Raw genomic sequence first — 12,359 nt, forward strand, 5'->3', positions numbered from 1 at the left:
GACTCCCGGCCGGGACGGCAGACGGGTCGGGTCGACAACGCGAGGCGGACTTTTTCGTGACCCGGATCGTGATCATCGGCGGCGGACCCGGCGGATACGAGGCGGCCCTGGTGGCCGCACAGCTCGGCGCCGAGGTGAGCGTCGTGGACTGCGACGGCCTCGGCGGGGCCTCGGTGCTCACCGACTGCGTACCGTCCAAGACCCTCATCGCGACGGCCGAGGTGATGACCACCTTCGACTCCTCCTACGAGGAGCTGGGCATCATCGTCGCCGACGACACCCCGCCGCTCGAACAGGCCGCCCGCGTCGTCGGGGTGGACCTCGGCAAGGTCAACCGACGGGTGAAACGCCTCGCGCTCGCCCAGTCGCACGACATCACCGCGTCCGTCACCCGGGCCGGCGCCCGCGTGCTGCGCGGCCGGGGCCGGCTCGACGGCCGGCAGGCCACCGACGGCTCCCGCCAGGTGATCGTGACCTCGGCCGACGGCACGGAGGAGTCGCTGACCGCCGACGCCGTGCTGATCGCGACCGGCGCGCACCCGCGCGAGATCCCCGACGCCCTGCCCGACGGTGAGCGCATCCTCAACTGGACGCAGGTGTACGACCTCACGGAGCTTCCCGAAGAGCTGATAGTGGTCGGATCCGGTGTCACCGGCGCCGAGTTCGCCGGCGCCTACCAGGCGCTCGGCTCGCGCGTCACGCTCGTCTCCTCCCGCGACCGCGTGCTGCCCGGCGAGGACCCGGACGCCGCCGCCGTACTGGAGGACGTCTTCCGGCGCCGCGGCATGAACGTGATGTCGCGCTCCCGCGCCTCGTCCGCCAAGCGCGTCGGCGACCGCGTCGAGGTGACCCTCGCCGACGGCCGGGTCATCTCCGGCACGCACTGTCTGATGGCGGTCGGCGCGATCCCGAACGCCGAGGGCATGGGCCTGGAGGAGGCCGGGGTCCGGGTCAAGGACTCGGGCCACATCTGGACCGACCGGGTGTCGCGTACGTCCGCGCCCGGCGTCTACGCGGCCGGCGACGTGACCGGTATCTTCGCGCTCGCCTCGGTCGCCGCGATGCAGGGCCGGATCGCGATGTACCACTTCCTCGGCGACGCGGTCGCCCCGCTCAACCTCAAGACCGTCTCGTCCAACGTCTTCACCGACCCGGAGATCGCGACCGTCGGCTACAGCCAGTCGGACGTGGACAGCGGGAAGATCGACGCGCGGGTCGTCAAGCTGCCGCTGCTGCGCAACCCGCGCGCCAAGATGCAGGGCATCAGGGACGGTTTCGTCAAGATCCTCTGCCGTCCCGGCACCGGGATCGTCGTCGGCGGCGTGGTCGTGGCACCGCGCGCCAGCGAACTGATTCATCCCATCTCGATCGCGGTCGACAACAATATGACCGTCGAACAGATCGCAAACGCTTTCACTGTGTACCCCTCTCTGTCGGGCTCGATCGCCGAGGTGGCACGGCAGTTGCACAGCCGTAAGAGCGAGGACGAGGGTTGACCGAGGTCATGGGCGTGTACGAGCCGTAGGCCGCGCTCCCATACCACTTGGCGCGACCCCGTACGTACACCTTCCGTATTTCGGCGCGAACCGCTGAAAGCGGGCGGCCGTTGGGGTTACTGTCAGTTTCGTGTTCGCTGCAGAACGTCGCCAGTTAATCCTCGAAATGGTGCGCGCCAACGGAGCCGTGTCGCTCCGTGAGCTCGCCCGCGTCGTCCAGACCTCCGAAGTGACCGTACGGCGGGACGTGCGGGCGTTGGAGGCCGAAGGACTCCTCGACCGCCGGCACGGCGGTGCGGTACTGCCGGGCGGATTCACGCGAGAATCCGGCTTTCCGCAAAAATCCCATCTCGCCACGGCAGAGAAGACGGCCATCGCCGATCTCGCCGCGAGCCTCGTCGAAGAAGGCGAAGCCGTGGTGGTCGGTGCCGGTACGACCACGCAGGAGCTGGCCCGCCGGCTCGCGCGGATCCCCGGACTGACCGTCGTCACCAACTCCCTGCTGGTCGCACAGGCGTTGGCCCATGCCAACCGGGTCGAAGTCGTCATGACCGGCGGCACCCTGCGCGGCTCCAACTACGCGCTGGTCGGCAGTGGTGCCGAGCAGTCGCTCCAAGGGCTGCGGGTCTCCCGCGCGTTCCTGTCCGGGAGCGGGCTCACCGCGGAGCGCGGCCTGTCCACCTCCAACATGCTCTCGGCCAGCGTCGATCGCGCGCTGGTCCAGGCAGCCGCCGAGGTCGTGGTCCTCGCCGACCACACCAAACTCGGCACCGACACGATGTTCCAGACCGTGCCGACCGATGTGATCACCCGGCTGGTCACCGACGACCCGCCGGCGCACGACGACCGCGCGGGGACCGAGCTGCAGGCCCTCGCCGACCAGGGCGTACAGATCACGGTGGCGGGCGCCACCGGGTCGGGGTCGGGCGGTGAGGCGGTCCCGCCGGGGCGTCAGCCCCGACGGGACACGCCGCTGCCGGGCCAGCGCCGGACGCACGGCGGCGGTCCCGGACCGCAGGCGCTGCGGAGCGCGGCGGCGTCGGCCGGGGCGCTCGCCGAGCAGCCGGGGGAGCGCGCGCGGGTCGCGGATCTGCGCCGCCGCTGACCGGTCGGGCCGGGCGGACAGGTGTTTCTGCCGTCACTCGCCGGGCGGGTTCACTCCGTCCGGCACCCGAGGACGGGCTGCCGCCGGACGGGGGTCCGTGTGGCGGGCCCCGGGCCGTGTCCGTTCCCAGGTCCGCTCAGCCGGCGCCGGAGGCGGTCTCGTGGGGGCCCTTCAGCCCGGTCAGCGTCAGCGTCAGTAGCCGGTCGGCCAACTCCGGGTCGTCCGGCGCCTGTTCGGCGGCGAGCGCGATGGCGTTCGTCAGCTGCATCAGGTCGTCGATGGACGTGTCCGCCCGTACGTCCCCGCTCAGCTGCGCCCGTACGAGGAGCAACTCGCCCGCCGTACGGAGACCCGCGCTGCACTGCGTCAGGGCCGAACTCGCGTCGTGCGAAGCCGACATGAGCGCGCGGGAGAGGCCACGGTACTCACCCGCGTGAGTGATGAGCGCGCGCAGCCAGTCCACCAGCGCGCGGCAGGGCCGGTCGGCGTCGGCCAGCTCGCGCGAGCGGTCGAGCAGATCGGCGAACGCTTCCTGGAAGACCGCGTTCATCAGGGCCTGGCGGGTGGGGAAGTGCCGGTACAGCGTGCCGATGCCGACTCCGGCCCGGCGCGCGACATCCTCCAGCGAGGCGTCCGTGCCGTGCTCGGCGAACGCGGAACGGGCCTCGCCGAGCACCCGCTCGTAGTTCCGGCGCGCGTCGGCACGCATGGGCCGGGGCGGCGCGTCACTGGTGCTCGCCATCGCGGTCCTTCCTGTCGCTACGGGTGGGGCCGTGGGCCCTGCTCTGATGCTCCAGGATGCCACTGCGGGCCGGGCCGGCCTCGTGGATCGGCCCAAGGACCTGCCTGCGGATCCCGCCGGGACCGGCCGCCGCGCACGAGTGGGCCCCGGCACCCCTGCCAGGGGTACCGGGGCCCACTCCGCGCGGCTGTCGGGACGCGCGTCGTCAGTCCTTGATCTCGCAGATCAAGGCGCCCGAGGTGAGCGAGGCGCCGACCTCGGCGGTGAGGCCCTTGATCGTGCCCGCGCGGTGCGCGTTGAGGGGCTGTTCCATCTTCATGGCCTCCAGGACGACGACGAGATCGCCCTCTTCGACCTGCTGGCCCTCTTCGACCGCCACCTTCACGATCGTGCCCTGCATCGGTGAGGCGAGGGTGTCGCCGGACGCCGCCGAGCCCGCCTTCTTCGTGGCGCGGCGCTTGGGGCGGGCCCCGGCGGCGAGGCCCGTGCGGGCCAGGCTCATGCCGAGGCTGGAGGGCAGCGAGACCTCCAGGCGCTTGCCGCCCACCTCCACGACGACCGTCTCGCGGCCGGGCTCGTCCTCGGTGTCCGCGTCGCCGGGGATGGTGAAGGCGGGGATGGTGTTGACGAACTCGGTCTCGATCCAGCGGGTGTGGATCGTGAACGGGGCCGAGGTGAACGCCGGGTCGGTGACGACGGCACGGTGGAAGGGGATGGCCGTGGCCATGCCCTCGACCCGGAACTCGCCCAGCGCACGCGCGGCGCGCTGCAGGGCCTGCTCGCGGGTGGCGCCGGTGATGATCAGCTTGGCGAGCAGGGAGTCCCAGGCGGGGCCGATGACCGAACCCGTCTCCACGCCCGCGTCCAGGCGCACGCCGGGGCCGGTCGGCGGGCTGAAGAGGGTGACGGTGCCGGGGGCGGGCAGGAAGCCGCGGCCGGGGTCCTCGCCGTTGATACGGAACTCGATCGAGTGGCCGCGGACGGCCGGGTCGCCGTAACCCAGCTCCTCGCCGTCGGCGATGCGGAACATCTCCCGTACGAGGTCGATGCCGGTGACTTCCTCGGTGACCGGGTGCTCCACCTGCAGGCGGGTGTTGACCTCCAGGAAGGAGATCGTGCCGTCGGTGCCGACGAGGAATTCGACGGTGCCGGCGCCGACGTAGCCGGCTTCCTTCAGGATCGCCTTCGACGCCGCGTACAGCTGCTCGTTCTGCGCCGGGGAGAGAAACGGCGCCGGGGCCTCCTCGACCAGCTTCTGGTGGCGGCGCTGGAGCGAGCAGTCGCGGGTGGAGACGACGACCACGTTGCCGTGGGTGTCGGCCAGGCACTGGGTCTCCACGTGCCGGGGCTTGTCCAGATAGCGCTCCACGAAGCACTCACCGCGCCCGAACGCCGCCACGGCCTCGCGGACGGCGGAGTCGTACAGCTCGGGGACCTCTTCGAGAGTGCGGGCGACCTTCAGGCCGCGTCCGCCGCCGCCGAAGGCGGCCTTGATCGCGATCGGCAGGCCGTGCTCCTTGGCGAACGCCACGACCTCGTCGGCGCCGGAGACGGGGTCGGGGGTGCCCGCGACCAGCGGGGCGCCCGCGCGCTGGGCGATGTGCCGGGCGGCGACCTTGTCACCGAGATCGCGGATCGCCTGCGGCGGCGGACCGATCCAGGTCAGACCCGCGTCGAGCACCGCCTGCGCGAACTCCGCGTTCTCCGACAGGAATCCGTAGCCGGGGTGGATCGCGTCGGCACCTGAGTCCTTCGCGGCCTGGAGGACCTTGGCCACATCCAGATAGCTGGCGGCGGGGGTGTCCCCACCCAGCGCGAACGCCTCATCGGCCGCCCGCACATGCGACGCGTCCCGGTCCGGGTCCGCGTACACAGCCACCGAACCGATCCCGGCATCCCGGCACGCACGAGCAACACGGACAGCGATTTCGCCACGATTGGCGATGAGCACCTTGCGCACGATGGCTCCCTCCTGGAAACAAGCTGAGTTTAGGGACTGCCGACACGACCCATCGACCCGTCCCTAGTGGTGAGCTTGCCCACACGCGGTGTGGTCCGAGGCCCGCTCAAGTCGCGAAATCCCTTGTGACGCAAGGGTACGCCGGGACTCCGCACCGCACAGTAATCGCCGTATGTGGTCGAGGTCTCTGTCAGGGCGCCCCGGCGCGTCTCACGATTCTTTGTTGATTTCCTACTAACGCCTGCCGGATTCTTTGCCTCTGTCCGGGCCCTTGTCCGGGGGTTTACCGATGAGTAGCCTTCCCGATGCCGTACGTACTTGGGGTAACAGGGGAAGAGGTGGGTGCCGTGGTGCGCAGACCGGTGGCATGGGTGGCGGCGATCGTGCTGCTCGTGGAAGCCGTCGGCTTCGTTTTCGTCAACGGTCTGATGGCCACCGTTGTCGACAACCAGCAGATGTCACTCGCCGGACTCGACCCGGACGCCATGTCCACCGGGACCTGGGCGGCGGGCTTCGGCCTCGGCCTCTACCTGGTCGCGTGCGCGGCCTTGCTGGTGCGCGCGGCGATCACGGACCGGGGGTTCGGCCGGCTCGCGCGGCCCGTCCTGATCAGCTGCGCGATCCTGCACGGGCTGCTCGGCGCGCTGGCGGTCGGCCTGGTGGGGTGGACGGCGTTCCTGTTCATGATGGTCGTGCTGGGGCTGATCGTGCTGACGCTGGTCGCGTACGGCGAGCGGGAGGCGCGGCCTGTCGAGGCCGGGTCGTTGCCGCCGCCGGTCGGGACGGGTCCCTCCGCCGCCTGAACGCTCAGGTCCAGAGGTCGGTGATCGCGACGCCGTGCTCGGCCAGCAGGGCGCGCAGCAGTGGCATCGACAGCCCGAGCACGTTCCCGTGGTTGCCGTCGATCGCCTCGACGAACGGCGCTCCGAAACCGTCCAGCGTGAACGCCCCCGCCACCTGCAGGGGTTCACCCGTCGCCACGTACGCCGCGATCTCCGCGTCCGTCGGCTCACCGAAACGGACCACGGTCGAGCCGGTCTGCGACACGCTGCGCCCCGTCACCGTGTCGATCACGCAGTGCCCGGTCTGCAGCACCCCCGACCGGCCACGCATCTCCTTCCAGCGCGCCGTCGCGGTCTCGGCGTCGCCGGGCTTGCCGTGGGCCTCGCCGTCCAGCTCCAGCACCGAGTCGCACCCGACGACCAGCGCCCCGGCGGCCTCAGGGCGGGCGGCCACGGCGGCGGCCTTGGCCTCGGCCAGCACCCGCGCCAGGGCGGCGGGGGTGGCGGCGGACAGGGCGTCCTCGTCGACCCCGCTGACGATCACTTCGGGTGCGAGGCCGGCCTGCTTGAGCAGTCCGAGGCGGGCGGGCGATGCGGAGGCGAGTACGAGGCGGCGCTGAGCGGTCATGACGAGAAGGGTAGCCACCCGGGGCCCGGCCGCGCGTACGTCCCCAATCGCCGGACCCAATCGCGGGATTCAGCCGCCGGCCTCGGTCGCCGGCCTCGGCCGCCGGACTCAGTCGGTGGACCCGATCGACGCGGCCCCGGTGGCCAGCAGATCGCCGTGGCGCTGGTCGAGCAGCCGCTCATGGGCGGGAGTGAAGAGCCCCCGCCACTGGCCGACCGTCAAGTCCTCGTCCTCGCGCGCCAGTTGGGCGGTGGCCGCAGGACCGACGGCGGCCGGGGTCAGCCCGGTGACCTCCAGGAGCTGGGCCACGGCGCGCTCGCGGCCCGCCGCCGTACCCCCGTGGGCGGGGCCGGCCAGATCCTCGTGGGTGATCACCGTCACCGCCGGGTGGTGCAGCAGCCACTGGCAGCGCCGCGCCTCCTCCATCCCCGGGAAGCCCGGGTCCGTCAGCGCGAAGGTGATCTTTGCCTCCATCGTCGGCAGCGCGCCGACGATGTCGCGGTAGATGAGCTGCTCCGGCGGGGCTCCCGCCGGGTCGCCCGGTCGGGACAGCGAACGGAGCTGGCTGATGATCCGGTCCCGCACGTCCCGGTGGTGGAAGACGACCGGCGGCTGCCCGCCGTTGTGCCAGGCACGCAGGAGGCCAGCGTCCGCCCGCCGGAGGTCGAGGCTGTCCACGTACCAGCAGCCGCGCCCCGGCAGCAGAGCGGGCAGTTCGGCGTCCGGCAGCCGGGCCAGCCGGCCCTCAAGTCCCGGATCGGCGGGCGAGGCGACGGCGACCGGCTGGCCCAGCCGCATCCACCACACCCGCCACAGGGCGCCGGCCGCCTCCCGGAAGGCCGTGTCGAGCGCCTCCCGGTCCTCGACGCCGCGCTTGAGCAGCAGTTCGGCCTCGTCGGCGCCGTGGGCGGCCGTCAGCAGCGGCCGCATCGCCACCAGCTCGGGGGTGCCGGCCGGCCGGTCGCCGACGGCCGGGACGGCGCTCATCGTGCCGTACGAGAGATGGCCGAGGGCGGACGTGAGGTCGGCCAGCAGCGGGGTGCCGCTGCCGGGCAGCGAGACGACGATCATCTGGGACACAGTCATGGACTCTCCGGGGAGGGCAGCTCACACCCGGAGGCGGTACCGGGCCCGTACGCCCCGCTCAACGACGCGACACCCGTCCGGGCACGCGCGGGGGGCCACCGGGCCGGGGCGTCAGCGAACGCCGGAGACGAGCATCGCCAGCACCATGGCCAGCGCGAGGATGATGCCGGCGCGGCGCATCATCGCCTGCATGTCCCGCATTTCCTTGGGAGGTTCGTTCTCAGGATCCGACCAGAGCATGCAATCGATCCTGCGGCCGCGGCGGCCGGGACGCCTGAGTACCCGTACTCAAGCGACCCCGTCCGTCCGTCACACGGCCGGCACGTCCTAGCCGGGCCAGTACGTGCGCGCCCACGCCCGCGGGCCCGCGCGGTGGGTCTCGCGGCGTGCGATGCGCGCCGGGTCCGACCAGTTCGGCGCGGGCGGCGCGGCGCCCGGCGTGGGCTCCGCCTCGGCCGCCGCGCGGGCCCGGACCACCGCGAGTGCGGCGGCCAGCTCCTCCGGGGTCGGGTTGCCTCGTACGACTTTGATCATCGCGACCTCCTAAAGAGGGATGTTGCCGTGCTTCTTCGGGGGCAGGCTCTCGCGCTTCGTACGCAGCTGCCGCAGCCCCTTCACCAGGTGCGCCCGGGTCTCGGACGGCATGATGATCGCGTCCACGTAGCCGCGTTCGGCCGCGACGTACGGGTTGAGCAGCGCGTCCTCGTACTCCGCGATCAGGCCGGCCCGCGTCGCCTCCTGGTCCTCGGCGGCGGCGATCGTACGGCGGTGCAGGATGTTGACGGCGCCCTGCGCGCCCATCACCGCGATCTGCGCGGTGGGCCAGGCCAGATTGAGGTCGGCGCCCAGATGCTTCGAGCCCATGACGTCGTACGCGCCGCCGAACGCCTTGCGGGTGATCACCGTGATCAGCGGGACGGTCGCCTCCGCGTACGCGTAGATCAGCTTGGCGCCGCGCCGGATGATGCCGCCGTACTCCTGGTCGACACCCGGCAGGAAGCCGGGCACGTCCACGAACGTGACCACCGGGATGTTGAAGGCGTCGCAGGTCCGTACGAACCGCGCCGCCTTCTCGGAGGCGTTGATGTCCAGACAACCCGCGAACTGCATCGGCTGGTTGGCGACGATGCCGACCGGATAGCCCTCGACCCGCCCGAAGCCGGTGATGATGTTCGGCGCGAACAGCGCCTGCGTCTCCAGGAATTCGGCGTCGTCCAGCACATGCTCGATGGCGGTGTGCATGTCGTACGGCTGGTTCGCCGAGTCCGGGATGAGGGTGTCCAGCTCCAGGTCCTCGGCGGTGGGCGCCAGTTCGGTGACCTCCGGGAAGGCGGGCGGCTCGGAGAGGTTGTTCGACGGCAGGTACGACAGCAGCGACTTCACGTACTCGACGGCGTCCTTCTCGTCGCCCGCCATGTGGTGCGCGACGCCCGACGTCGTGTTGTGCGTACGCGCGCCGCCCAGCTCCTCGAAGCCGACGTCCTCGCCGGTGACCGTCTTGATCACGTCCGGTCCGGTGATGAACATGTGCGACGTCTGGTCGACCATCACCGTGAAGTCGGTGATCGCGGGCGAGTAGACGGCGCCGCCCGCGCACGGGCCCACGATGAGGCTGATCTGCGGCACCACACCCGACGCGTGCACATTGCGGCGGAAGATCTCGGCGAACAGGCCGAGCGCGACCACGCCCTCCTGGATACGGGCGCCGCCGCCGTCGTTGATACCGACGATCGGGCAGCCGGTCTTCAGCGCGAAGTCCATGACCTTGACGATCTTCTCGCCGTAGACCTCGCCCAGCGAACCGCCGAAGATCGTGAAGTCCTGCGAGTAGACGCAGACCGGGCGGCCGTCGACCGTGCCGTAACCCGTCACGACACCGTCTCCGTACGGACGGTTCTTCTCGATGCCGAAATTGGTGGAGCGGTGCCGGGCGAACTCGTCCAGCTCGACGAACGACCCCTCGTCCAGAAGAAGGTCGATCCGCTCGCGGGCCGTCAGCTTGCCCTTGGCGTGCTGCTTCTCCACCGCCCGCGCGGAGCCCGCGTGCGTGGCCTCCTCGATACGGCGCTGAAGGTCCGCGATCTTGCCCGCGGTGGTGTGGCTGTGCTCTGTTCCGCGGGCGGTTTCCGGCTCGGACATGGGGATGCGGCTCCCTGCGGGTCTGCGGATCTGTTGCTCTGTCGGATCTGGTGTTCTGCGGCTCGGCGTGTGGCTACTGATCCGTAGCGTATCGGCGGGCCTGGCGTTCGGCAGTGCGTCGTTGACCACACCTACGCTTGCCCGTATGACCGAGCAGAATGCCGCGGGCAGCCGCTGGACCGACCTCGAACGCCCGCCGCTGAACACCGTCGCCCTACGGCGCGGGCTGATCGTGCCGGGGCGCCTGTGGACGTCGCTCGACGTCGTCACGGCCACGGGTTCCACCAACTCCGACCTCGCCGCCCGCGCGGACAGCCTCCCGGAAGGCGCGGTCCTCGTCGCCGAGGAGCAGACCCGGGGGCGCGGGCGGCTGGACCGCGCGTGGTCGGCGCCCGCCCGGTCCGGGCTGTTCCTCTCCGTACTGCTGCGGCCGGGACCGGACGTACCCGTGGCGCGCTGGGGATGGCTGCCGCTGCTCACCGGCGTCGCGGTGGCGACGGCCGTCGCGCGGGCCGCGGGCGTGGACACGGCGCTGAAGTGGCCCAACGACCTGCTGGTGACGGTCGGCGGCAAGGAGGGCGACGAGGCGGACAAGGAGGAGCGCAAGGCGGGCGGGATCCTCGCCGAGCGCGCGGGGGCCGACGCGGTGGTCGTCGGCATCGGCCTGAACGTCAGCCTCACCGAGTCCGAGCTGCCCGTCCCCGGCGCGGGCTCGCTCGCGCTCGCGAACGCGGTGTCCGTCGACCGCGACCCACTGCTGCGGGCGGTGCTGCGCGGTCTTGAGCGGTGGTACGGCGCGTGGCGGGACGCCGCGGGGGACCCGGCCGCGTCGGGGCTCCAGGAGGCGTACGTGGCGGGCTGCGCGACGCTGGGGCGCGCGGTGCGGGCGGAGCTGCCGGGGGAGCGGCAGCTGGTGGGGGACGCGGTGGCGATCGACGGGGACGGGCGGCTGGTGATCGCGACGGAAGGCGGCGGACGGGAGGCGGTGGGCGCGGGCGACGTGGTGCACCTGCGCGCGGTCTAGGGCGGGTCCGGTGGACCTTCGGGGCCCGGTGGTGTCCGCTTTCCGGTGCCCCTCCGTGGTCCCTCCGGCCCGCGTTCCGCGACTACCCGCAACGGCGACCCCGACAGCCCCGACCTGCCGTATCGTTGAGGCGACCCACGACAGATCGGCAGGGGCAGTGCGCAGGGAACGGGCAGGAGGCGGCTGGTGACGGTCGACGACACGACCTCCGGTGGGGACGAAAAGCCGCCGTCGGACTCCTCCGGTCACCCCAACCCGCACCACGCCGTCGACCACACGGCCGAGCCCACCGACGACCCCCTCGCCATCCGGCTCGAACAGCTGATCCTCGGCGCCGAGCGCCGCTACACCCCCTTCCAGGCCGCCCGTACCGCCGGTGTGTCGATGGACCTCGCGTCCCGCTTCTGGCGGGCCATGGGCTTCGCGGACGTCGGCCAGGCACGGGCCTTCACCGAGGCCGACGTCCTCGCGCTGCGGCGTCTCGCGGGTCTCGTCGAGGCCGGCCTGCTGAGCGAGGCGATGTCGATCCAGGTCGCCCGGTCGACCGGGCAGACCACCGCCCGCCTGGCGGAGTGGCAGATCGATTCCTTCCTCGCCGGTCTCACGGAGCCGCCCGAGCCCGGGATGACACGGACCGAGGTCACGTATCCCCTGGTCGAGCTGTTGCTCCCGGAGCTGGAGGAGTTCCTGGTGTACGTGTGGCGGCGCCAGCTCGCCGCCGCCACCGGGCGTGTCGTCCAGGCAGCCGACGACGAGGAGATGGTCGACCGCCGTCTCGCCGTCGGCTTCGCCGACCTCGTCGGTTTCACCCGGCTGACCCGCCGCCTGGAGGAGGAGGAGCTGGGCGAGCTGGTCGAGGCGTTCGAGACGACCTGCGCCGACATGGTGGCCGCGCACGGCGGCCGGCTCATCAAGACCCTCGGTGACGAGGTCCTGTACGCCGCCGACGACGCGGGCACGGCCGCGGAGATCGCGCTGCGGCTCATCGAGACCATGACGCACGACGAGTCGATGCCCGCGCTGCGCGTGGGCATCGCGTTCGGCACCGTGACCACCCGGATGGGTGACGTCTTCGGCAACACGGTGAATCTCGCGAGCCGGCTCACCTCGATAGCTCCCAAGGACGCCGTCCTGGTCGACGGGGCGCTCGCGGAGGAGCTGATCCGGACGGGTGACACCCCCGCGTCCGAGGCCGAGGCGGTGGAGCAGGCCGCGGCGGCCGAGAAGGCGGGCGAGGAGCCGCACTCGTACCGCTTCGGCATACAGCCGATGTGGCAGCGGCCGGTGCGTGGCCTGGGTGTGGTGGAGCCCTGGCTGCTCACGAGGCGGCCCAAGCCGGAGGCCTGACGGTCCGGGCCGCCGCCTATGATCCCGGTCAACGATCGTTGACCGGGAAG

Annotated in this window: 12 protein-coding genes; 5 read left to right on the forward strand and 7 right to left on the reverse strand. The window is 71.8% G+C overall.

Annotated elements, in window-relative coordinates:
• The first annotated feature begins 56 nt into the window (after window positions 1–56).
• Window positions 57–1,496: an NAD(P)H-quinone dehydrogenase gene (locus ACFT9I_RS32485; protein WP_382570213.1), complete on the forward strand. Its 1,440-nt coding sequence runs from the start codon at window positions 57–59 to the stop codon at window positions 1,494–1,496.
• Between the two features lie 166 nt (window positions 1,497–1,662).
• Entirely contained in the window at window positions 1,663–2,601 is a 939-nt protein-coding gene (locus tag ACFT9I_RS32490) for a DeoR/GlpR family DNA-binding transcription regulator (RefSeq protein ID WP_382570259.1), read from the forward strand.
• A 136-nt stretch (window positions 2,602–2,737) separates the two neighbouring features.
• On the opposite strand, the gene ACFT9I_RS32495 is transcribed toward ACFT9I_RS32490, so the two are convergent.
• Window positions 2,738–3,343 (reverse strand): TetR/AcrR family transcriptional regulator, encoded by a 606-nt coding sequence (locus ACFT9I_RS32495; protein WP_382570215.1) that lies wholly within the window; start codon window positions 3,341–3,343, stop codon window positions 2,738–2,740.
• Window positions 3,344–3,548: 205 nt separating this feature from the next.
• Window positions 3,549–5,303 (reverse strand): acetyl/propionyl/methylcrotonyl-CoA carboxylase subunit alpha, encoded by a 1,755-nt coding sequence (locus ACFT9I_RS32500; RefSeq protein ID WP_382570218.1) that lies wholly within the window; start codon window positions 5,301–5,303, stop codon window positions 3,549–3,551.
• Window positions 5,304–5,641: 338 nt separating this feature from the next.
• Here ACFT9I_RS32500 and ACFT9I_RS32505 point away from each other — a divergent pair, with 338 nt between their 5' ends.
• Complete coding sequence (locus ACFT9I_RS32505) at window positions 5,642–6,106, forward strand: hypothetical protein (RefSeq protein WP_382570261.1); 465 nt, start codon at window positions 5,642–5,644, stop codon at window positions 6,104–6,106.
• 4 nt (window positions 6,107–6,110) lie between these two features.
• Here the strand turns inward: ACFT9I_RS32505 and ACFT9I_RS32510 are convergent, their stop codons facing one another.
• From ACFT9I_RS32510 to ACFT9I_RS32530, 5 genes are all read right to left on the reverse strand, one after another.
• The gene (locus tag ACFT9I_RS32510; protein ID WP_382570219.1) at window positions 6,111–6,713 is read right to left on the reverse strand and encodes a Maf family protein; all 603 of its coding nucleotides are present in this window, start codon (window positions 6,711–6,713) and stop codon (window positions 6,111–6,113) included.
• Between the two features lie 108 nt (window positions 6,714–6,821).
• Window positions 6,822–7,799: a hypothetical protein gene (locus tag ACFT9I_RS32515; RefSeq protein ID WP_382570221.1), complete on the reverse strand. Its 978-nt coding sequence runs from the start codon at window positions 7,797–7,799 to the stop codon at window positions 6,822–6,824.
• A gap of 111 nt (window positions 7,800–7,910) precedes the next feature.
• The gene (mmpB, locus tag ACFT9I_RS32520) at window positions 7,911–8,039 is read right to left on the reverse strand and encodes a morphogenic membrane protein MmpB (RefSeq protein ID WP_382570223.1); all 129 of its coding nucleotides are present in this window, start codon (window positions 8,037–8,039) and stop codon (window positions 7,911–7,913) included.
• 87 nt (window positions 8,040–8,126) lie between these two features.
• Complete coding sequence (locus ACFT9I_RS32525) at window positions 8,127–8,333, reverse strand: acyl-CoA carboxylase epsilon subunit (RefSeq protein WP_382570225.1); 207 nt, start codon at window positions 8,331–8,333, stop codon at window positions 8,127–8,129.
• Between the two features lie 9 nt (window positions 8,334–8,342).
• Entirely contained in the window at window positions 8,343–9,938 is a 1,596-nt protein-coding gene (locus ACFT9I_RS32530) for an acyl-CoA carboxylase subunit beta (protein WP_382570226.1), read from the reverse strand.
• 145 nt (window positions 9,939–10,083) lie between these two features.
• Here ACFT9I_RS32530 and ACFT9I_RS32535 point away from each other — a divergent pair, with 145 nt between their 5' ends.
• Window positions 10,084–10,962 carry a biotin--[acetyl-CoA-carboxylase] ligase gene (locus ACFT9I_RS32535; RefSeq protein WP_382570228.1) on the forward strand — a complete coding sequence of 293 codons (879 nt, stop codon included), beginning with the start codon at window positions 10,084–10,086 and terminating at the stop codon, window positions 10,960–10,962.
• 186 nt (window positions 10,963–11,148) lie between these two features.
• Window positions 11,149–12,309: an adenylate/guanylate cyclase domain-containing protein gene (locus tag ACFT9I_RS32540; protein ID WP_382570230.1), complete on the forward strand. Its 1,161-nt coding sequence runs from the start codon at window positions 11,149–11,151 to the stop codon at window positions 12,307–12,309.
• Window positions 12,310–12,359 lie beyond the last annotated feature (50 nt).

This window comes from Streptomyces sp. NPDC057137, assembly GCF_042670825.1.
In the GTDB taxonomy this organism is placed as follows: Bacteria; Actinomycetota; Actinomycetes; order Streptomycetales; family Streptomycetaceae; genus Streptomyces.

What these genes read in the sequence shown, in the direction of transcription:
- ACFT9I_RS32530 (WP_382570226.1), bottom strand. Translation starts at nt 9,938, where the DNA reads ATGTCCGAGCCGGAAACCGCCCGCGGAACAGAGCACAGCCACACCACC.
- ACFT9I_RS32495 (WP_382570215.1), bottom strand. Translation starts at nt 3,343, where the DNA reads ATGGCGAGCACCAGTGACGCGCCGCCCCGGCCCATGCGTGCCGACGCG.
- mmpB (WP_382570223.1), bottom strand. Translation starts at nt 8,039, where the DNA reads ATGCTCTGGTCGGATCCTGAGAACGAACCTCCCAAGGAAATGCGGGAC.
- ACFT9I_RS32510 (WP_382570219.1), bottom strand. Translation starts at nt 6,713, where the DNA reads ATGACCGCTCAGCGCCGCCTCGTACTCGCCTCCGCATCGCCCGCCCGC.
- ACFT9I_RS32515 (WP_382570221.1), bottom strand. Translation starts at nt 7,799, where the DNA reads ATGACTGTGTCCCAGATGATCGTCGTCTCGCTGCCCGGCAGCGGCACC.
- ACFT9I_RS32525 (WP_382570225.1), bottom strand. Translation starts at nt 8,333, where the DNA reads ATGATCAAAGTCGTACGAGGCAACCCGACCCCGGAGGAGCTGGCCGCC.
- ACFT9I_RS32535 (WP_382570228.1), top strand. Translation starts at nt 10,084, where the DNA reads ATGACCGAGCAGAATGCCGCGGGCAGCCGCTGGACCGACCTCGAACGC.
- ACFT9I_RS32490 (WP_382570259.1), top strand. Translation starts at nt 1,663, where the DNA reads ATGGTGCGCGCCAACGGAGCCGTGTCGCTCCGTGAGCTCGCCCGCGTC.